20 protein-coding genes and 1 pseudogene are annotated in these 21,191 nt (G+C 53.3%); 8 read left to right on the top strand and 13 right to left on the bottom strand.

Annotated features, from left to right (window positions below):
* Positions 1 to 46: 46 nt before the first annotated feature.
* From O6944_11500 to O6944_11470, 7 genes and pseudogenes are all read right to left on the bottom strand, one after another.
* Entirely contained in the window at positions 47 to 652 is a 606-nt protein-coding gene (locus O6944_11500; protein ID MCZ6719760.1) for a c-type cytochrome, read from the bottom strand.
* Positions 653 to 1,511: 859 nt separating this feature from the next.
* Positions 1,512 to 2,333, bottom strand: coding sequence for a thermonuclease family protein (locus O6944_11495; protein ID MCZ6719759.1), 822 nt, complete (start codon positions 2,331 to 2,333; stop codon positions 1,512 to 1,514).
* A gap of 23 nt (positions 2,334 to 2,356) precedes the next feature.
* Positions 2,357 to 2,560 (bottom strand): 50S ribosomal protein L31, encoded by a 204-nt coding sequence (rpmE, locus tag O6944_11490; GenBank protein MCZ6719758.1) that lies wholly within the window; start codon positions 2,558 to 2,560, stop codon positions 2,357 to 2,359.
* A gap of 181 nt (positions 2,561 to 2,741) precedes the next feature.
* Complete coding sequence (xth, locus tag O6944_11485) at positions 2,742 to 3,512, bottom strand: exodeoxyribonuclease III (GenBank protein ID MCZ6719757.1); 771 nt, start codon at positions 3,510 to 3,512, stop codon at positions 2,742 to 2,744.
* Positions 3,513 to 3,515: 3 nt separating this feature from the next.
* Positions 3,516 to 4,307: a TIGR04211 family SH3 domain-containing protein gene (locus O6944_11480; GenBank protein MCZ6719756.1), complete on the bottom strand. Its 792-nt coding sequence runs from the start codon at positions 4,305 to 4,307 to the stop codon at positions 3,516 to 3,518.
* Between the two features lie 15 nt (positions 4,308 to 4,322).
* A complete protein-coding gene (prlC, locus tag O6944_11475) occupies positions 4,323 to 6,374 on the bottom strand; it encodes an oligopeptidase A (GenBank protein MCZ6719755.1) in 2,052 nt (683 codons plus the stop codon).
* A 308-nt stretch (positions 6,375 to 6,682) separates the two neighbouring features.
* Positions 6,683 to 7,069: pseudogene (locus O6944_11470) on the bottom strand (LemA family protein).
* 260 nt (positions 7,070 to 7,329) lie between these two features.
* Between O6944_11470 and bfr the strand changes: the two are divergent.
* From bfr to tpx, 7 genes are all read left to right on the top strand, one after another.
* A complete protein-coding gene (bfr, locus tag O6944_11465) occupies positions 7,330 to 7,794 on the top strand; it encodes a bacterioferritin (GenBank protein MCZ6719754.1) in 465 nt (154 codons plus the stop codon).
* A 194-nt stretch (positions 7,795 to 7,988) separates the two neighbouring features.
* The gene (locus O6944_11460; GenBank protein ID MCZ6719753.1) at positions 7,989 to 8,210 is read left to right on the top strand and encodes a (2Fe-2S)-binding protein; all 222 of its coding nucleotides are present in this window, start codon (positions 7,989 to 7,991) and stop codon (positions 8,208 to 8,210) included.
* 215 nt (positions 8,211 to 8,425) lie between these two features.
* Positions 8,426 to 9,433: a Fe(3+) ABC transporter substrate-binding protein gene (locus O6944_11455; protein ID MCZ6719752.1), complete on the top strand. Its 1,008-nt coding sequence runs from the start codon at positions 8,426 to 8,428 to the stop codon at positions 9,431 to 9,433.
* A 77-nt stretch (positions 9,434 to 9,510) separates the two neighbouring features.
* Entirely contained in the window at positions 9,511 to 11,184 is a 1,674-nt protein-coding gene (locus O6944_11450) for an iron ABC transporter permease (protein ID MCZ6719751.1), read from the top strand.
* Complete coding sequence (locus O6944_11445; protein ID MCZ6719750.1) at positions 11,162 to 12,232, top strand: ABC transporter ATP-binding protein; 1,071 nt, start codon at positions 11,162 to 11,164, stop codon at positions 12,230 to 12,232. Before O6944_11450 ends, O6944_11445 begins: the two co-directional genes overlap by 23 nt.
* 254 nt (positions 12,233 to 12,486) lie before the next feature.
* The gene (gcvH, locus tag O6944_11440) at positions 12,487 to 12,885 is read left to right on the top strand and encodes a glycine cleavage system protein GcvH (protein MCZ6719749.1); all 399 of its coding nucleotides are present in this window, start codon (positions 12,487 to 12,489) and stop codon (positions 12,883 to 12,885) included.
* A gap of 203 nt (positions 12,886 to 13,088) precedes the next feature.
* Positions 13,089 to 13,586, top strand: coding sequence for a thiol peroxidase (tpx, locus tag O6944_11435; GenBank protein MCZ6719748.1), 498 nt, complete (start codon positions 13,089 to 13,091; stop codon positions 13,584 to 13,586).
* Between the two features lie 80 nt (positions 13,587 to 13,666).
* Here the strand turns inward: tpx and O6944_11430 are convergent, their stop codons facing one another.
* The 6 genes from O6944_11430 to hemA all read right to left on the bottom strand — a co-directional run bounded on the left by O6944_11430 (position 13,667) and on the right by hemA (position 18,718).
* A complete protein-coding gene (locus O6944_11430) occupies positions 13,667 to 14,032 on the bottom strand; it encodes a M67 family metallopeptidase (protein MCZ6719747.1) in 366 nt (121 codons plus the stop codon).
* On the bottom strand, positions 14,025 to 14,822 hold the full coding sequence (gene moeB, locus O6944_11425) for a molybdopterin-synthase adenylyltransferase MoeB (GenBank protein ID MCZ6719746.1): 798 nt from the start codon (positions 14,820 to 14,822) through the stop codon (positions 14,025 to 14,027). Before moeB ends, O6944_11430 begins: the two co-directional genes overlap by 8 nt.
* A 91-nt stretch (positions 14,823 to 14,913) precedes the next feature.
* On the bottom strand, positions 14,914 to 15,396 hold the full coding sequence (locus tag O6944_11420; GenBank protein MCZ6719745.1) for a hypothetical protein: 483 nt from the start codon (positions 15,394 to 15,396) through the stop codon (positions 14,914 to 14,916).
* A complete protein-coding gene (prmC, locus tag O6944_11415) occupies positions 15,359 to 16,246 on the bottom strand; it encodes a peptide chain release factor N(5)-glutamine methyltransferase (protein ID MCZ6719744.1) in 888 nt (295 codons plus the stop codon). Before prmC ends, O6944_11420 begins: the two co-directional genes overlap by 38 nt.
* Entirely contained in the window at positions 16,239 to 17,321 is a 1,083-nt protein-coding gene (gene prfA, locus O6944_11410) for a peptide chain release factor 1 (protein ID MCZ6719743.1), read from the bottom strand. The genes prmC and prfA overlap by 8 nt, the downstream gene beginning before the upstream one ends.
* Positions 17,322 to 17,452: 131 nt before the next feature.
* Positions 17,453 to 18,718, bottom strand: coding sequence for a glutamyl-tRNA reductase (hemA, locus tag O6944_11405; protein ID MCZ6719742.1), 1,266 nt, complete (start codon positions 18,716 to 18,718; stop codon positions 17,453 to 17,455).
* Between the two features lie 375 nt (positions 18,719 to 19,093).
* Between hemA and O6944_11400 the strand changes: the two genes are divergently transcribed.
* Positions 19,094 to 20,842: a tetratricopeptide repeat protein gene (locus O6944_11400; GenBank protein ID MCZ6719741.1), complete on the top strand. Its 1,749-nt coding sequence runs from the start codon at positions 19,094 to 19,096 to the stop codon at positions 20,840 to 20,842.
* Positions 20,843 to 21,191: the final 349 nt, after the last annotated feature.

Below are 21,191 nucleotides of genomic sequence, written 5' to 3'. Positions count from 1 at the left end.
GGTGCTCCACGGGTGATCGATGCTTCAGACGACATTGCCAGCGACCTTAATGCAGACCGCTTACGTACTCGGCGACTGCATCGATTTCCTCATCATTCATCCTCGCTGCGATCGTCCGCATCACGCTGTTTGGGTCGTTAGCGCGTTCACCAGATTTGAAGGCGCGCAACTGTTTCGCTGTGTAAGCAGCATGTTGCCCACCCAATGCGGGGTACTTTGCCGCGGGGTTGCCCACGCCACGCGGTCCATGGCAGGCCATACAGGCCGCCACGCCGGTGGCGCGGTTGCCGCCCCGATAGATGCGTTCACCCGCAGCAACCAAGTCGGGCTTCGCAGATCCCACCGTGATCGATTGGGACGCATAGAAGCTCGCGAGATCAGCTATGCCGGCCTCGGTTAAAGGGGTGGCCATGGGACTCATCATCGGATCGATGCGCTCGCCAGCTTTGAAATCGGCGAGCTGTTTCAGAAGGTATTGGGCGTTCTGGCCTGCGAGCTTGGGCCAAACGGGATTGGTGCTGTTACCGTCTGTACCATGGCATGCGGCGCAGGCGACTGACTTGGCTTTACCGGCGGTGGGATCACCGCCTGCTTCGGCGACGCCTAGGGTGGTTATGACCAAAAGAGCCGTGATTTTGAGGAATGTTTTCATGGTCGATTGTTTTATTACCTCGGATCATTGCCCTCTGCTTACGGAGTCCGGGTGGCTCAAGGAAAATCGGCCGCCACAACGTAGCATCGAGTATAACCTTGTGCAACGGTGTGTATACCGTCGAGCCGGGTTTATGCAGCGGACTTGCCTGGCCTTATGTGAGGGACAAGCGAGTGCGGGGTGAAATCTTAGAGGCCAGGGCAAAAAAAGGCCCCGGTCTGAAAGGGGGAGGGAGGGCACACCGGGGCCAGCATCGCCCGGCTGGGGTGCCGGGCTGGGGGTTCCCGCTCAAGGGAGGAAGAGCGGGATTCGGTTCACTAGGACTTAATTAGAATCCGGCCTGTGGAAAAAGTTCCAAAGTGGCCCAAATAAGGCCGCTGTGATTGCCTTTATACACACTTGTGAACGGATGCGCTAGCCCACGGGCTTTGGGCGTCGTCCGAGCCGGATTCCGGGCCGCAATCGAACTATAACTGATTAAAATATATGGTGTTTTTTGGATCGGCTAAATTTTGACTGTTTTGTTACAATCGTAATCACAGGGCCGATTCGAGCCGTGGATCTGGAAGGAGTCCACAGAGTTATCCCCAAAAAATGTGGATAACGATCGAACGCTAAGGCCGGCAATAGCTTAAGCTGGCTACGTTAGAAGTTGCCTAAACATAAGGGGTAAGTTTCTGGGGCCATGAAGTGCCTAACCTCGGATCATTTGCCGCATGATTGTGAGGAAGTTGATTTGGCCCGGGCTCCTCTGTGGGGTAGCAGCCATTCAGGATACGTAACGGTTCCTCGGCGTGATCTATTAACGGCGACTACCCGAGGCGCTCCTCAAAGCGCGTGCCGATCAATACATGAGTGGTTAGGAGGCTGGATCAGCGATCTGCAGGTTGGCCGAGTGCTGTATACGCATGCGGATCTCAGCATTTTTCGTATATAGCCAGCCGCGGGCAGTGATCCGTTTACCGACAAGGCGATGGAACTTAATGCCCTCGAAGTAAGTCAGGTCTTCGCGACGGATGCGAAGGGCCATTCGCGGTGCAATATTTATCCAGATGGATGACCGGCTTTCGCCAACCCGCAATACGTTGCCGGTAACAATTCGGTAACCGCCGTCCTCCTTCGTCAATTCGGTCGCCTCAATCGGCTGGTATTCTGGAAGCGCCCAGATACCGCGCGCCGCATCCCGTGCGCGTGTCTCCGTCACACGGTAGCAGTCAAGATACATCACGTTGGGTGGAATCGTCAGTCGCGTCCCGAGCCCCCGCTCTAGCAACCAAGCTTGAACGTTTGTGCCATCATCAAGGAACAAATGGGCCAGCAGACGCCCATATCGGTCGCTGCGTGTCGCATCAAAGCGTATGCCAACATGCGGTCGGGCGGTGAGCAGCGCTGTCAGCTCGCCGCGTGCGGTGTCGGCAAACGGTTCGACTCCGCCACCAGCGTAATCGATCTCCGGACTATCGATGCCGATCAACCTCACGCGACGGCCATCTGCGAGTACAATGGTGTCGCCATCCACTATCGAGCGAACATCGGCCTCATCGTCAACTTCATCTGTGGCACAGGCCGGATCTGTGGCCGCGTTGGACAGGCTACCCGGGGCCGCAACAAGTACCGAGCTAAGTACGACAGACCGAATGACACGTAAGAAAAACCACTCCGTACGAGCGGCTGTCCGCAAGTTAGCCCCCTTATTGCGTCCGGTTATTGGATGCCGTATTTGCGGCGGAATTTGTCGACGCGCCCTGCGGTGTCCATGAGCTTTTGTTTCCCGGTGTAGAAGGGGTGACATTGTGAGCAGACGTCGATGTGCAGGTCCTTACCAAGTGTGGATTTGGTTTTAAATGAATTTCCGCAACTACAGGTTACGGTAATTTCATCATATGCGGGATGGATGTCCGGTTTCATGGCCCGACCTATTTGTCTTGGTGTCCGCTCTAAAACGAAGCGGCAGAATGTGTAGTGTTGTAATTCAAGTGTTAAAGTCTATTTCAATCTTCGCGACGGTGCAAACCAGCCGAGCGGCTTTTGGTCCCTCCAGAGTTTGGTTACTGTGACCGCTAGACAGGGAAAGTTGGTTTTTCAGCCGCTACAGCGTGAATTCGGCGACAACTGGTACATGGTCCGACGGCCGATCCAGGGCGCGAGGGCGTTTGTCGACGTAGCAAGCAGTGCAACGTTTCGCCAGCTCACTGCTTATAAGAATGTGATCGATGCGCAGACCTTGGTTGCGACGGAAAGCTGCCGCGCGGTAATCCCACCAAGAAAAGTGCCCACTGGCCTGCTCGAACACCCGAAAGCAGTCGACTAGCCCGAGTTCTAGCAGGCGCTTAAACTGGTTCCGTTCCGGCTCGCTGACCAGGACCTTGCCTTCCCATGCCACGGGATCGTGCACATCGCGATCCTCTGGGGCAATATTGAAGTCGCCGAGCACGATCAGGTGGGGTTTTCTGGCCAGGAGCTCTTCGATATATGCGTGAAGTTTCGAAAGCCATTCAAGCTTATATGCATATTTGTCTGAACTCACCTCGGCTCCATTGGGCACATAAACGTTCAGGACCATCACCTCGCCGTACGATGCGCCTAACAGGCGACGCTGTGGATCATTCAATCCGGGAAGGTCTGTAATTACATCGGTACCGGGCTGTCGGCTTAACGTTGCAACGCCGTTGTAAGTCTTCTGTCCCGCATAGATCGCTTGGTAGCTGCTCTGGTGGATGCTGTCGGTAGGAAAGTCTTCGTCGGGTAGTTTGGTCTCCTGCAGGGCAAGGATGTCGGGCTGCGCATGCGCTAACCAGTCTAAAACGTGGGATAGGCGAACTCGCAACGAGTTCACGTTCCACGTGGCGATACGGAGCATGTTCTAGACTCGAAATCCACCATGGCGTTTTCGATGTATGTAGTCGATCAGGTATCCACCGAGGATAAGACCGATCACGAGACTTACCACAAAAATGACGATCATCCCGCGCCATGTGAATTCCATACCAAGGCTATCATCCCCAGCCCTGTTGTCAGGATCAGATGGCGCAGCAGCTCGGCGATCTGCCAATTGTTCTGTGAGTCGCTCGTTTTCTTGTTGGAGGCGTTTTAGCTCATGGGCAAGTGCTTTATCAGTGCCTCCTGATTGAAGCTGTTTAGTAAGCTCAAGCAGTTGCTTCTGTAATTTTCCTACCTTTGATCGCTCTGCTGCGTATTTTTGCTTTAGTTGTTCGTTTTCATTTCTTAGAAGCCGTACGTTGCTTGTACTGCCAGTCCTTTCAGTTTCTGTAGCGGTGCGTTGCATTTCTGAGAACTTAAGCTGGAGTTCAGCAAGCTGTTGCTGTGCTGTCGCAAGCTCGCTCTCTATCTGTTTGTTACGCAATTCCACTTTTTCAAGCATCTGGCCAGCAGGCATATCGCTCATTAGGTAGGCAGCATCAACCCAACCTTTAATGCCTTCGGCGTCGCGTACATATACAAGGTGTCCCTCACGCTTGAGCACCTGCAGGGGTGTTCCGGTGGGAAGCACCTTAATGATAGGGCTCTCAAGTGTCTTGTCTTCGTGAACCCCGACGAGGAGTTTGTCGATGACATAGACGGTCTCTGCCATGATCGCCAATGGCATGATCATGATTGCAAGCACCGAAAGCAGCTTTAAACAAGTATTCAACATGATCGTATGCTGCCTTTATACAGGGATTCCGGAATGGCGCAACAATGGCTCAATCGACGGTTCGCGCCCGCGGAACTGAATGAACAACGCTAATGGATCCCGGGCGCCCCCTTGCTCAAGGATCGACCGCATAAAATGTCGCCCTGTATCAGGATTGAAAATACCGGTTTCCTCGAACTTCGAAAACGCGTCAGCAGATAGAATCTCAGCCCATTTGTAACTGTAGTAGCCTGCCGCATATCCGCCAGAAAAGACATGACTAAACCCATGTTGGAAGCAGTTGTATGGCGGTGGGATCACAACGGCTACCTGCTTACGAACGTTGTCGAGTATCTCCTGGATACGAGCCCCTTTTGCCGGATCATATTCGAGGTGGAGAAGAAAATCGAAGAGAGCGAACTCCAACTGACGTACCATTTGCATGCCTGATTGAAAGTTCTTCGCAGCCAGTAGTTTCTTGTAAAGATCGGGTCCGATTGGCGCGCCTGACTTATGGTGGCCGCTGATGAGGTCTAAAGCATCACGTTGCCAGCACCAGTTCTCCATAAGTTGGCTGGGTAGCTCGACCGCGTCCCAGGGAACGCCGTTGATACCCGCGACTCCCGGGCAGTCAATGCGCGTCAGCATATGATGTAGTCCGTGCCCGAACTCATGAAAAAGCGTAATCACCTCGTCGTGGGTAAGCAGCACGGGATCGCTGGCTATCGGTGGAGTGAAATTACACGTGAGGTAGGCCACTGGGGTTTGTACACCTGACGTTGTTTTCTTGCGCACGATACATTCGTCCATCCAAGCGCCCCCACGCTTATGTGGGCGCGCGTAGAGATCTAGATAAAAACATCCCCGCATTTCGTCGGTTTCATCATAGATTTCAAAAAAACGCACATCTGAGTGCCATGTCTGTACATTCGTTCGCTCGTGAATTGCAAGCCCATATAAACGCCTGGCCACGGCAAATAAGCCGTCAAGTACCCGAGCGATGGGAAAGTATGGGCGCAAGTCCTCCTGCGAGAAGGCAAATTTGTGTTGACGCAATTTCTCTGAATAGTAAGCGATATCAGAGATCTGCAAGTCCCCGATCTTGAAGTATTTCTTTGCAAATCTTTGCAGCTCAGCCAATTCTTTTTGTGCGATGGGGTTTGAGCGCACTGCAAGGTCGTGCAAAAAGTCGAGGACCTGTTGAGGGGACTTAGCCATCTTCTTCGCCAGAGACAATTCAGTGTAATTCGCGAACCCCAAGAGCCTCGCCTGTTCATGGCGCAACGCTAGAACTTCTTCCATAATTTCACTGTTGTCCCATTGACCTGCCGTGGGACCCCTGTCAGAAGCGCGTGTCACGTAGGCTTCATACATCTCGGAACGCAAGCTCGGATCAGCGGCATAGTTCATCACGGGCATATAGGAAGGGCCTTCCAAGGTGAATACCCAGCCAGGCTTCTGCTTTGTTTGTGCTGTTTGTTTGGCGAGCGCAAGCACGGAATCCGGCAGGCCATCCAGTTTTGCTTTGTCGGTGATATGCATTTCCCAAGCGTGGGTGGCATCTAGTAGATTTTCTTCGAACTTCGTCTGCAAGCGGGACAATTCCTTTTCGATTTCTTTAAAACGTGTTTTGTCCTTTCCGTCAAGTTCGATGCCGGAAAGGCGAAAATCCCGCAGGGCGTTATCAATGATCTTCTGCTTGACTGTCCCGAGGCGAGGATACTCGTCGCCATTAGCGACATATGCGTAGGCGTCGTACAGTGCCTTATTTTGCCCCATGTCGGTTGCATACTCCGAAAGCTTAGGTAGACAAGCGTTGTAGGCTTTACGTAGGGCATCATTGTCCGCCACGGCGTGAAGATGGTTCGCCATCGACCAAGCTCGGTTGAGCCTATCCTCAAGGTCTTCGAAGACTTTCAGGGTGTTGTCCCACGTATAGGGGGTAGTTCCCTGTAACCGTGCTGCTATCCGGTTGCGATTCTTGGCCAGCAGATAATTAATCGCAGGTTGGATGTGGTCGGGCTTGATCTGGGCAAAGGCTGGTAGTCCTTTTATGTCCAGCAGGGGATTTTTCTTAGGCTCGCGCACGTTGTATCAAGGTCGGTCTGCACTGTTCTCGTGTTACACACGCGGATGTTCGGTCAAGGTGGTCTATTTCGGACAGCCAGGAAATCACCGGCCTATCGCGAACAGGGACATTTTGGAATCAGTTACCGGATCGCTTGTGTAATTTAACATGACTGCGCCGAGTCGACAAAAAGTTGAAGGAAATTAGGCCATTAGTCGAGCACCAAGCATCCACGTGAATGCAATGGCGGCGAGGAAAAAAGTCGTCATCAGACCAGCGGCATAAAAACGATATTTCTTAATCAGGTTGGGTTGAGCAAGTGCGGCTAGGAGATAGGGGCTTGCAGATGCTTGAATGTCTCGTCCGCTTTGAGATCTGGATAGGCCTCCGCAAGTGCAAAAAGGCCTCTGAGCCCGAGGTGCAATTCAGTCTTGGCCGGACCAAGCGCGCCGGCATCACCTGCTTCGCGGGCTTGGGCAACGGCCGCGCGCGCTTTCATCACCCTCTCCAAAGTTTCTTGCTCGTACTTCATATATTGTTTGCAGGTATCGACGAGCTTGGGTAGTTCATCGTGGCGCTGTTTGAGCAATACATCGATGTTCGACCAAGCTTTGGAGACATTGTGTTTCAACGACACCAGATTGTTGTAAAGCGTGATCGCATAGAACAATAAAGCGGCGAGAAGGCCAAGGATGATGATAGTACCGATGTCCACAGAAAAGTCTCCTTATTGAAATGTCAATTCTTCAGTATAGCAGCCACTGAATGAGCGCTCGTCTTGATCGATAGCACACATTAAGCTCAACATAAATAAACGCGAATAATTCTCACTATAAGTCAATCGGTTGTACCTTGACAGACAATGCGCGCTCTCGATAGTGTGTCGTAATCGATATACGCGTCAAGATTGCTTCGTTAGCAGCAAGCGCGCTCTGAGGGTGTGATCAGCGATTAACCGTGTGATGAGGTAGCATCATGAAAGGAGATCAAAAAGTTATCGACCATCTAAATAAGGTGTTGAAAAACGAACTCACCGCTATCAATCAATATTTCCTTCATGCTCGTATGTTTAAAAGTTGGGGGCTAAAGGAACTCAATGATCATGAATACCAAGAATCCGTCGATGAAATGAAACATGCAGATAGTTTGCTCGAGCGCATCCTTTTTCTTGAGGGGCTACCGAATCTTCAGGATATTGGCATGCTGTCCATTGGCGAGGATGTGAAGGAAATGTTGGAATCCGACCTTGCGCTTGAGCGTCAGGGCGCGCCGTTGTTGCGCGAGGGGATCACTTATTGCGAATCGATCAAGGACTACGTCTCGCGCGAGCTCTTGGAAGCTATCTTAGAAACCGAGGAGGAACACATCGACTGGCTTGAGACACAGCTTGAGCTGATTGAGAAAGTGGGACTCCAAAATTATCTTCAGTCGAAGATGTGAGGTCGCGGGCCGTAGGCGCGATCCCCACCCCCTGTTGTAAGCGTCATCCGCTTGATAGCCGCCCGTCGTCGCGCTTCAGGTACGGGTTGATAGACTGAGCGTACTTGTTGCAAATCGTTCTCATTTGTACTATCGTTATCTTTTGAAGTAATCGCGGGTCAGCGGGGCTCACCCATTGTGGGGGCAAACGATCGATGTATATCTGCGTGTGTCATGCTGTGACGGAAAAGGACATCCGACGCGCCGTCGCATGCGGTGCCGAAAGTCTCAGCCAGTTGACTGAGACCCTGCTGATTGCCGCGAGCTGCGGGGCTTGCCTTGAGAATGCGAAATGCTGTCTCGATGAGGCGAAAATGACAACGCTGAGGATGGCACAAGGCCGACCCTTCGACGGCAGCCTGCAAGGCGTCATTTAACCTCACTTGGCCGCCTGGGTGCGGCACGTGTCACGCCCGTCTTCTTATCATTGTTCCACCAAGCAATCACTTTGTATTGGCCCCCCATGGGCTGGTCCCGCCGGCTGGGATGCGGTTGCAGTAGGCCCATAACATATGCGAATGAAATGCGTTATCGTTTCTATTTAGAGTATGTTTGAATGGCATTCCTTCAACGCATTGTCGCATCTGGCCTCATGGGTGCGCTTTGCTTGGTCGGCGGCCTTTTCGCTAGCGTGCCACCGGGATACGCCCAGGAAGTCAATGTCTACTCGGCCCGCCAGGAGGCGCTGATCAAACCCATCTTAGATAAGTTCACCACGAAGACGGGTATCAAGGTCAATCTCTTGACGGGGGATGCGGATACCCTGCTAAAACGCCTCCAAGTTGAGGGCACAAATTCGCCCGCCGATGTGTTTCTAACAGTGGACGCGGGTCGGCTGCACCGGGCCAAGCAGGCGGGCATGCTGCAAGCCATCGAGTCTCCCGTATTGAATCAGGCCGTGCCCGCAGCCTACCGCGACCCGCAAGGCTATTGGTATGGCCTGTCGCTCAGGGCGCGGGTGATCGTTTACGCCAAAGGTCGTGTGCATGCAGAGGAACTCAGCACGTATGAGGCGCTGGCCGACCCCGTCTGGCAAGGCAAGCTGTGTGTCCGCTCATCTTCCAACATCTACAATCAATCTCTGGTGGCTTCGATGATTGCCCATAAGGGTGTGGACGAGACCGAGGTGTGGGCGAGCGGATTGGTTGAGAACTTTGCTCGTCCCCCTCAGGGAGGCGATCGGGATCAGATCAAGGCGGTCACGGCCGGCCAATGCGACGTGGCGCTGGTTAATACCTATTACCTCGCCAAGATGCTGACATCTAACCACGCGGCGGAGCGCACCGCAGGCTCGGGGGTCACGGTTTTTTGGCCCAATCAAGCGGGCCGGGGTGTGCATGTGAATGTCAGTGGGGCAGGGGTGACACGATCAGCCAAGCACCTTGAGGCGGCCATTCTCCTCCTAGAATTTCTGGCGAGCGCCGAGGCGCAAGCCTGGTACGCGGAAAAAAATCACGAGTATCCTGTCAGAAGCACCGTTGAACCCAGTGCCACGTTGCGTGATTGGGGTGACTTCAGTCCTGATTCACTTAACTTGGAAGTACTTGGACAAAACAATTCCGCAGCGGTGCGATTGATGGACCGTGCCGGCTGGCGGTAGTTCAATGGATTAAAACGGGATGGCCATTGTAATTTGAGGCGTCGATGTCAAGTGAAGCAACACTTCATCGGGCGGCAATGCGATTCCTCTCATTTAGAGCGGGCTTTTTTACCAATGCCTGGACCGCCGGTGTTTTGTTTACTGCAGCCCTGCTGTCGCTTCCAATCATCGTTATATCAGCATCGGTTTTCTATCCGAGCGCAGATATCTGGCGACATCTGGCAGAGACTGTCCTCGCGGACTATGTTGGTAACTCTGTTGTTTTGATGCTCGGGGTCGGCGCGGGCACGTTAGTCTTGGGTGTCGGACCGGCATGGCTTGTCACGATGCATCGCTTTCCTGCGGGCCGAACCCTGGAGTGGGCACTTTTGTTGCCTATGGCCGTGCCCGCCTACATCATCGCCTATGCCTACACGGGCCTCCTTGATGTTGCGGGACCCGTCCAATCCGGGCTCCGCGCTTGGTTTGGCTGGTCTTATGGCGACTACTGGTTTCCCGAGATCCGCTCATTAGGTGGCGCCATCGTCATGTTATCTCTGGTGCTCTATCCGTATGTTTACTTGCTTGCCCGTACAGCGTTTATCGAACAATCAATTTGTGCACTCGAGGCCGGTAGACTTCTTGGCTGTGGACCGTGGCGGAATTTCAGTCGGATCGCGTTACCGCTCGCGCGACCGGCGATTATCGCCGGCGTATCTTTAGCGTTGATGGAGGCGCTAGCAGATTATGGAACGGTACAGTACTTTGGTGTTGGTACGTTTACGACGGGGATCTACCGTACGTGGTTCGGTCTTGGCAATAGCGTTGCTGCGGCGCAGTTATCAGCCTTCTTAATGTTGTTTGCTTTTTCGCTCGTGATGCTCGAACGTTACTCACGTAAGCAAGCCCAATATCATCATACCAGCACCCGCTACCGTCCGCTGCCGGAGCGCAGCATGCAAGGTTGGCGCGGTGTGTTCGCCTTTTCCGCGTGTATGATTCCTGTGTTATTCGGATTTTTGCTGCCAGGTGGCCTATTGGCGGTATTGGCAATGCAATCCGGGGAAGCGTTTGTTAATCGCGAATTTTTGGTGCTCGTAGGTCACAGTGTGACGCTGGCGCTCTCAGCGACCATTCTCGCGCTCGGGCTTGCCTTATTTATGCTCTATGGCAAGCGACTGCATGGGAGGGCGTCTACCGGATTTGCTATAGGCCTTGTGGGCATGGGCTATGCGGTGCCTGGTGTTGTGATCGCTGTCGGGGTGATGTTGCCGTTTGGTTGGCTGGATAACACCCTCGATGCATGGTTGAAAACGGCCTTTGGTGTGTCGTCGGGTTTGTTGTTCAGTGGCACGTTATTGGTTTTGTTGTTTGCCTACATGGTTCGTTTCCTTGCAGTTTCCCTGAATACGGTGGATGCTGGCCTAAGTAAGATCAAGCCCGAAATAGATGAGGCTGGGCGGTCACTCGGCTTGAGCCCCCGAACTGTCTTGCGCAGGGTGCATATGCCAATCATGCGCGGCAGTCTCTTTACCGCATTATTGCTCGTATTCGTTGATGTATTAAAGGAATTGCCGGCCACGCTCGTGCTAAGGCCGTATAACTTCAACACATTGGCTGTGCGCACATTTGAGCTAGCCAATGACGAACGGCTTGTCGATGCGTCTCATCCCGCGCTTGCAATTATGTTGGTCGGCATTCTTCCTGTCATTGTGCTGAGTTTGTCCATTTCGCGTTCTCGTCCCGGTTATGAAGGAAGTCCTCGAAATTAGAGAAATTGTGCTTGGATATGGCGAGCACCACGTTATTGAGGCGATGTCGCTTTCGCTGGCCGAAGGTCAGATCGGTTGTCTGTTGGGGCCGAGCGGTTGTGGCAAAACGACGGTGCTGAGAGCTATTGCTGGGTTTGAAACGCCTTTCTCCGGGGAGATCTTAATGAAGGGGGTTAAGGTCAGTGATAAAGCACGCGTCTTACCTCCGGAGCGGAGACAGGTCGGTATGGTGTTCCAAGATTTTGCTTTGTTTCCTCATCTGACGGTTCAAGAGAACATCCAATTTGGTCTTGCTGCACTTACCAACGTGGAGAAGGCACGTCGAACGACGGAACTTGCAAAGATGTTTGGTATTGAGGACATTCTTTTGACCTATCCACATCAGATTTCGGGCGGGCAGCAGCAGCGGGTGGCCCTAGCACGTGCCATCGTCCCCCGCCCTGAAATACTGTTATTGGACGAGCCATTTTCAAGCATGGATGTTGAGCTCAGAGAACAGCTCGCAAAAGAAGTGCGAGCTATTTTGAAACAGGATCGGATCACCACAATGCTGGTAAGTCATCATCAGCTCGAGGCCTTTGTCATGGCGGATGTCGTGGGCGTTATGAGAGACGGGCGGCTGTTGCAGTGGGACACGGCCTACAATTTGTATCATCGGCCTGCCTGTACGTACGTCGCAGATTTCGTTGGTGAAGGAGTGTTTCTACCAGGCAACGTCGTGGACGAAAATCATGTTCAAACAGAACTCGGTGTCATTTGTGGCTTCGTGCCCCAAGAATATGAAAAGGGCACGCCCGTCGCGGTTTTGATCCGCCCTGATGACATTATTCACGACGATGATAGCAACCAAACAGCCACTGTGGTCGATAAGGTCTTTCGCGGTGCGGAGTTCCTCTATACGTTGTGCCTCGATAGCGGTGCTCAGGTTGTAAGCCTAGTGCCCAGTCACCACGACCATCGCCTTAATGAACCCATCGGGATCCGGCTCGAGATTGATCATTTGGTGGTGTTTGGGCGGGAAGGAATTCAGGTACCCAGGCCCTCATAAGCTTAGGGGAAGACACGGTGATCGGCTATGATCCATATTAGGGGGCGGCCTGAATTGGGTGTGTTCGTTAAAGCCCGCAGGTAAGGCGAACGGAGAAAGCTGCCAGCGTTCGTATGCAAAACTTCGGCGCTTATGGGCCTGTCGTAAGCAGCGTGCCAGAATTGAGTTGTGTCTCGCGCAGTTCCGTTCCTCGCGGAAAGCGATGTCCCCGGGCGGTTGAAAGTTAGGTCAAAGAATAATCGGCGGACGGACCCATGGGTAACGTAGCGAATGAGTTGAGATACACGTCGTCCCATGAATGGGCGCAGCTCTTGGAGGATGGAACCATACGTGTCGGTATTACTGATTATGCCCAGGAACAGCTAGGTGATATGGTTTACGTAGAACCGCCTGAGGTGGAGCGAACGTATGAGGGGGGAGAGGAGTGTGCGGTGGTAGAGTCGGTCAAGTCTGCATCGGATATCTTTTGTCCTGTGTTGGGTAAGGTCCTGGCTGTTAACGAACTGCTTGTGGAGACACCGGAGCTGATTAATCAGGATCCCTACGGTGATGGCTGGATCTTTAAACTGGAGCCCGCGGATCCGAGCGAGCTGGACGACTTGCTCGATGCCGATGCATATACCGAGCTTGCAGAGAATCAGGAAGCAGACTAAGTATCCCTTGAATTTCCGGCAGTGGCTGCACGGCAGCCGTCGATTGCCATGGGCTTGATGGAATCGGGGATTGTGGTGATGACGTTGTGGAGTCCATTCAAGATCTTGGAGCATGGATCAATGGATCGGTTAGTTATTATGACACAGCCGGATCGTTGAGAGTGTTATCGATCATCTGATAGGGCACCATGAGGAGGTTAATAATGGCAACGATCACGTTACAAGGTAATGAAGTTCACACGAACGGCGAATTGCCGACTGTCGGCAGTGATGCTCCAGATTTTGTTCTGGTGGACGGAGACCTCAACGAATTAAGCCTTAATTCATTTAAAGGCAAAAAAAAGTTGCTCAATATCGTACCCAGTCTTGATACACCTGTTTGCGCGACGTCGACTAAAAAATTTAACGATGCAGCGATGGCACGTCAGAATACGGCTTTTCTAATAATTTCCGCAGACTTGCCGTTTGCGCAAAAACGTTTTTGCACTGCCGAGGGGGTGGAAAATGTGATCGCGTTGTCAATGATGCGGTCACGAGATTTCGCGAGTGACTACGGTGTCCTCATCGAAAACGGTCCCCTTGCGGGGGTCACGGCACGGGCGGTAGTTGTTATTGATGAGAATGATAAGATTCGGTATACGGAGCTGGTACCAGAAATTGCCCAAGAGCCCGATTACGATGGGGCGTTAGCTGCTTTATAGCTGCGGAGTTTTCATGGGGCCGGGCGTGTGCGCCCGGCATCCGCCGCCGCGCATTCGTTGCAGTCCAACAAACCGTGTGCTCAATAGATGCTGAGCGCGACCTCCTTGTACGATGCACCGTCTAAGTAAAACGCGCCCATCTGCGCCTCCGGTTTGGCGAGTGAAATAATGAGGTAGACCACGCCGGGATAAGCCGCCAGTTCGACATCGTGGACTGAGGGTTGGGCAGGTGTACTGGGATGAGAATGGTATATGCCAAAGAGGGTCTCCCCTGCTTGGCGCATCGTACGCATGGCGTCGATTTGTCCGCGAGGTTCCATAAGAAAGTAACGTCTTGGATCATCCGCTGTGTTCGGTACGGGGTAGACGCTCGTTACCTGCCCACGACGTGCGCCTAAGAGTCCGCAGACCTCAAGCTCGGGCACGCCTTGTGCATGTTCAAGCATCTGCTTGGCGAGCGGGCGCGGAAGTTTGACTTGGCTCCTGGTCACGTTGATAGGGGCTACACACTGGACAATCGGGATCTCGATTGAGCGTTGACGTACGCCATTCCATGGTTAGTGCATTCACACGCAGCAGTCGGCCCTGTAACGTTTTACCGACTCCAATAATAAGTTTCATGGTCTCAATTGCCTGCAGGCTGCCAATGATGCCTAACAGGGGCGAGATTACTCCAGTCGCAGCGCAGGTCTCGGCGGGGGCTTCCTCATCGTTATAGAGACAGCGGTAACACGGACTATTTTTATTGGCGCCGAAAACACTGATCTGTCCCTCGTAGCTTATTGCAGCGCCGGATACGAGCGGTGTTCTGGTTTTAACGCAGGCTTGGTTGATCGCGAAGCGCGTGGGAAAGTTATCACTCCCATCAACGACGGCATCCGTATGAGCGATCACTTTTTCTAGGGCGTCGTTGTCTAGCCGGTTACCGATGGTGTCGATCTCCACTTCGGGGTTTAAACTAAGCAGGTGGTCGCGCGCCGAATCCACCTTCGCGCGTCCAATATCTCCGCTGCTATGTACGACCTGTCGCTGTAGATTGGCAAGTTCTACGCGATCATAGTCTATAAGGACCAGGTGCCCCACACCGGCCGCGGCTAAGTAGACCGATGCCGCAGATCCTAAGCCCCCCAGGCCAATGATGATTACGCGGGCTTGCAATAATCGCTCTTGCCCGGCCACATCGATTTCCGGCAGCATAATCTGGCGGCTGTAGCGGAGTAAGGCTTCGTCGTTCATCGATTGTTAAAGGTTACACGTTAGCTCCGAAAGGCGACAGTAAAGCTCACCTGAACGTTGCTGTGCCGTTGGTGCGTGTCACCTGATCCCTCTATCGGTCATCAATGGGTGAATGTAAATACTTGCGCCACTGTTGAGGTCGATCATCTCGAGCACCATGGCGGCGGGCTTGGTAGCGACTGACATAGATGTCACGGACATAAGTGTGCCAGCCCGATGGTGCTGTGGCGTTTTCTTGTTGAATCGTTTCTATATAGTGAATCATAAACCGGCGGAGTTTTAAGTAAATGGAATTTCCTAATGTGATACCCGCAGACGTGAGCACCTCTATTATTTTTTCGAGATTTGTCACACGTAGATCATAGGTAATCGATAGGCGGTCGTTGGAGCGGGTCTTGGCGGATTTCACGCCGTCACTCTGACGGATGTCGCGAAGCCTATTCTCAATATCATCACGAGATTCAAAGGCGCTATGACGGAACGTGAGCGTGCGCTGCTTTAGCCACTCGCGTTCATCACTCGCGCGGCTGCGAATATCAGGAGTCGGCCCGCTGTCCTTCTGTAACCCGTTCATGGCCTGAATAATCAAAATAAGTGTGAATGCAATTAAAGCGGTTTTTCCCAAAGCGCTTCCGGATTGAGGGCCCCTGATCAAAGCCGTGTTCTAGCAACAACCAGCCACCCGGTTTGAGGTGATCAGGCGCTTGGTGGATGATGGCATAAGCCGCGGCAAGGCCGTCCGGTCCGCCCCGAAGTGCACAACCCGGCTCGAAGCGCACATCGCCATCGGCCAAATGTGGATCGTCGTCACGGATATAGGGTGGATTCGAGACGATAAGGTCATAGGCTTCGTCGTTGAGCGCATCACACCAGTCACCCTGTCGGAAGCGGACCCGGGTGATCCCAAGGCGCAAAGCGTTCCGTTCCGCCACGGTGAGCGCCTGCTCGGAGATATCGCTTGCAACAATCTGGGCATACGGTCGCTCTGCGGCGATGGCTAACGCGATGGCACCCGATCCTGTGCCGAGTTCGGCAATCTCAACAGGGCGATCGGCTGGTACGTGCCGCACGGCCGCTTCGACTAGGTGCTCGGTCTCGACCCTTGGGATCAGGGTGTCAGCCGTGACTTCAAGTTGAAGAGACCAGAATTCTCGGCAACCGGTCAGGTACGCGAGAGGCCAGCCGTCAGCGCGGTGCGAGACGAGTCGTTGGAAACGTAAGCCCGGTCCCTCTGCCACCATCCGCTCCGGCCAGGCATAGAGTTTGGCGCGATCGGCACCAAGCACGGTACACAGAAGCACCTCGGCGTCGAGCTGGCCCGAGGGCAAATGGCCCAACGTGCGCGCTGCTTCATTTAGGAGACTTTTGATCGTCAGCGCCATGAGGGTAGGGTCGTATTTGTAACGTGTCGCAACGTCAGTCACCCATCGCGGTGAGTAAATCGGCCTGATGTTCATTGATCAGTGGATCGATGAACATATCGAGCTGGCCTTGCAGCACCCCATCCAGTTTATACAACGTCAAGTTGATCCGGTGGTCAGTCACACGGCCTTGAGGAAAGTTGTATGTACGGATGCGCTCGGAGCGGTCACCGCTGCCGACAAGGCTGCGTCGGCTCTCTGCCTGTTCAGCAATCTGGCGTGCTCGCTCAGCGGCCACCAATTTTGTTTTTAGTAACACCATGGCTCGCGCACGGTTTTTATGCTGAGAACGGTCGTCCTGGCACTCGACCACCATACCTGTGGGTAGATGCGTGATCCGAATCGCCGAATCGGTCTTATTAACGTGTTGGCCGCCAGCACCCGAAGCACGGAAGGTGTCGATCCTGAGATCATTCGGGTTGACCTCGTAGTCGATTACCTCATCAACTTCAGGCAATACGGCAACCGTGCACGCGGACGTGTGAATACGCCCTTGGGATTCAGTCTCAGGAACGCGCTGTACGCGGTGTGCGCCGGATTCGAACTTGAGCCGAGAGTACGCTCCCTGGCCGATAAGGCGCAGGATGATCTCTTTGTACCCGCCCAGATCGCTGAGGTGGGCACTTAACATTTCCATTTTCCATCCACGGAGCTCTGCATAGCGCGTATACATTCGGAATAAGTCCCCTGCGAAGAGGGCAGCCTCCTCTCCACCAGTGCCGGCCCTGATTTCTAAGAAAAGGTTGCTCTTGTCCGCCGGATCTTTGGGGAGCAGGAGCCGCTGAAACTCCATCTCTAAGCGAGTGTTATCTTCTTCGGCTTGTTCGAGCTCCTTCACTGCAAGCGCACGTATTTCGGCGTCCTCGTCCTTCATCAGCTCCCGTGATGTCGTGATGGTAGCTGTGTTTTTCTCATACTCGTTAAAGCAAGAGACGACGGGGTTAACTTCTGCGTATTCTTTGGACAATTCCCGGAAGCGGTCCTGGTTGTTGATCACGGCGGGATCAGCGAGCAGGAGGTTCAACTCCTCGAGGCGATCGGAGAGCTTTTCGAGCTTGATACGTAATGATTCCTTCAGCATGGCTAGCGGTCTTTAATGATGATATTCATGCCCGGATATGGGCCGAAAAGTAAACGGGATATCGAATTATTATAACTCGGCAGCTCAAATGAGCGTAAGGTTTTGTTTAAAAGCGCTATTTTTCCTTTTCATCTACGGCGGCCATTTTTGAGATCAAACAGCTCTTGCGCGGCTTCCAGTAGATCATGTCGCTTCTCTGTAGCCGCCGACCGAAGTTGAATGCTGGGGGTATGGATGAGCTTATTGGTGAGGGTGTGGGCGAGTTCTTGAATGACCTTCTCCGGTGCGACACCTTGTGCGAGTTTCCTTTGCGCTCTAGCAAGTGCTTCCTGCCGGAGGGTTTCGGCATTCTCGCGTAGTGCACGGATCGTCGAAACTGCATCAAGAGACTGTAGCCACGTCATGAAGCGGAGAACTTCCGTTGCTATGATCTCCTCGGCCTGCAGTGCGGCCTGTTGGCGGGTCTGGAGGTTTTGTTCAATAACCCCCTTGAGGTCATCTACGGTATAAAGGTACACGTCTTCTAATTCACCTACCTCCGGTTCAATGTCTCTGGGGACTGCGATGTCCACCATAAAAATAGGGCGGTGTTTTCTTAGCTTCACTGCGCTTTCTGCCATGCCTTTACCGAGGATAGGCAGTTGACTTGCCGTTGACGAGATGATGATGTCAGCTTCGGCGACATGCTTGGGCATGTTGCCAAGCGTGATTGCATAGCCACTGAATTCGGCGGCGATACCCTGCGCCCGCTTCAGATTACGGCTTGCAATAATCATGCGCCCGAGTCCGTTCTCATGGAGGTGTCTTGACGTTAACTCAATCGTTTCCCCTGCGCCTATCAAGAGCGCAGTTTTCTCAGACAGATCACCAAATATCTGTTTCGCGAGTCGCACGGTTGCAAAGGCGATGGAAACCGGGCTTGCGCCGATGGCGGTATCCGTACGGATCTGTTTTGCCACCGCGAAGGTGTGTTGGAAAAGCCGACCGAGTAATTTGCCAATGGTGCCGGTTTGCACAGCTGTTTGGTAGGCTGATTTGAGTTGCCCCAAGATTTGGGGTTCCCCGAGGATCATGGAGTCCAGACCGCTAGCGACTTGAAGTACATGCTCCACCGCGCGCTGGTCGGGATAGGTGTACAAATAGGGCACTATCTGCGAACTTTCAAGGTCGTGGTAGTGAATAAACCATTCGATGACGCGCTGACCGTCCTGGTCCGCAAGCCCGCAATAGATCTCCGTCCGGTTACACGTCGATAGGATCACGGCTTCGCTCACGCCCTGCTGCTGTGTAAGTTCCGTTAACGCATCGGGCACGCGGTCAACCGCGAAACTCACCTTTTCCCGGATTTCCACCGGCGCGGTTTTGTGATTGACTCCAATTGCTAACAAGACCATGGGTGCGACGGGACGGCCATGAGGGTATGAAAATTCTGCGGCAAGGGCTGTGTGAATACAAGCAACGTAGGGCGATTGGCCACCCATTTCTCCCGGCCGTGCCGGATGAGAAATCAATTTAAGTGACTGTTTTGCCTAGAGCAGGCCCGTGGGGCATGACGATGATAGACAAGCTCGGGTATATTGAGTCTTTAAGCAAGTTCAGCGTGCCGCCAGCGGCTTGATTCGAAGCCACACGGCGAAGGAAAATAAGTTTGGTGGAAAACGGCGACGGGGTTTATTGTGTCAACCCCTAAAGGGGTTTTGCGGTCACTCAGGCTGCTTGTGCATGTTCGCATGTTCTATAGCTATATGGGCACTCATTTTCACACAAAAATGATACATCGCAATGTATGGGTCCAGGCGCTTGTTTTGGGCGCGGTGGTTGGGCTGTTGAGTGGGTGTGCCGGTGGCACACTGAAGGGGACGCCAGCGAGCCCTGAAACTGCGGCACAGCCGGCGGCGGGCGCAAAGGCCGGCGAACCCGCCGTGCGCCCGCAGCAGGAACTCACGCAAGAGATCCTTTACAAGCTGCTGGTGGCTGAAATTGCAGGTCAGCGCGGTCAGCCTGATCTTGCAGTCAATAACTATTTGGAGCTTGCACGTAGTATTCCTGACCCACAGCTCGCTGAGCGGGCAACCCGAATCGCCGTTTTCGCGAGGAAGGACGACAAGGCGCTGGAAGCCGCACGCCTTTGGGTGCGCGCAGACCCCGATAACATTGAGGCCCGGCAGGTACTGGTGGCGATGTCTATTCGCACAGGTGATACCAAGGAGGCATTGCGCCAATTTGACTACATTCTTGCGACCCCCAGTGGCAATTCCAACCAGAAGCTTTGGATGATTGCCAATTTGCTCGGTCGGGAAAAAGATCAGCAGGTGGCACTAGAGCTTATGCAAGAGCTGGTCGCCGAACGCCGAGACGATCCGGAGGCGTTATTCGCGTACGCTCACTTAGCGGTCCGTGTGGGGGATTATGACACGGCGCAAACCGCGCTGGAGCAGGTCCTCGTACTCGATCCAGATAACTTCAATGCGGCCATGACCTACGTCTCGGTCCTGCAAAAGCAAGATGATATGGATGCCGCCTTGGCTTGGCTGAATGAAAGGCTTGGTGAGCGGGAAGACGATTTCAATGTGCGCATGACCTACGCGCGGCTCTTAACGGAAGCCAAACGGTATGACGAAGCGCGTGAGAATTATGAGCTTCTAATCCTCCAGCAGCCAGATAATGCGGATGTCCTTTATGCACTCGGCCTTCTTTATCTGCAGGACAATCATTTTGATGATGCTGGGCAGTACTTTGGTCGTCTTGTCGATAACAATCAGCGTGTGGATGAGGCGCGCTACTATCTCGGGCGCATCGCCGAGGAGCAGAACGACTATGAATCGGCGACCACATGGTATATGGGGGTCGAACGCGGTGAAAATTATCTCGACGGACAGGTTCGCCTTGCGCTACTACTTGCGAAGCAAGGTAAGTTGGAAGAGGCAAGGGCCCACCTCAACGCGATTCAAACCCAGAATCCCCGTCAAGAGACCGTCTTGGTCCAAGCCGAAGGTGAGATCTTGACGACTGAGGGTCGCTACGCAGAGGCGATGGAAGTCTATGATCGTGCCTTGGAAAACAATTTTAACCCGGATCTTTTATACGCGCGGGCCATGCTAGCTGAGAAGATGGATCGGCTTGATATTTTGGAACAAGACCTGCGTGAGATATTGGAGCATCAGCCGGACAACGCCCAGGCCCTAAATGCGCTGGGCTATACGCTGGCCGACCGGACAGATCGCTACGAAGAAGCCTATGAATTGATCAAGCGCGCTCAGGAACTGAGCCCTGACGATTTCTATATTTTAGATAGCTACGGTTGGGTACTCTATCGGCTTGGTCGATATGAGGAAGCGGTCACGTACCTACGCAAGGCAAGAGCCATGCGCGACGATCCGGAGATTGCAGCCCATTTGGGTGAAGTACTCTGGGTGATGGGTGATAAGGAAGGAGCACGTGAGGTGTGGGATAGTGCATTAGCGACCACACCGGATGATGAGCGCCTGCTCAACGTGATTGAACGCTTCAACCCGTGAATACGTAATCACGTCCATTACCGTCCCAGGCCGTTCAGGCCATCAGAAATAATCCCTATAATTCAGTACCTTAACGTCAATTATAGTCCTTGTAAGAAGGAAGCTCTTCCCCCGCACCCGACAGCTTGCGGCTTTTTTATGTCTCCTGCTCTTGGTCAGGTTTCGGTGGAAATACAAGACCCGCGAGGGAAATACCACTGGCCGTCCTATGGCGGTTACGAATCACCCGACCACCCATTCACCCAACAAAGACGGGAGGACACACCATGACAACTGCAGCCTTTACTAACAGCGATCCAATTGCCGATGCTTATGATCGCCTTACACTGAAATTTGAAGAGATTGACAC

Source organism: Gammaproteobacteria bacterium (assembly GCA_027296625.1).
Classification (GTDB): Bacteria; Pseudomonadota; Gammaproteobacteria; order JAKEHO01; family JAKEHO01; genus JAKEHO01.
This window is presented reverse-complemented; position numbering and strand designations above follow the sequence as displayed.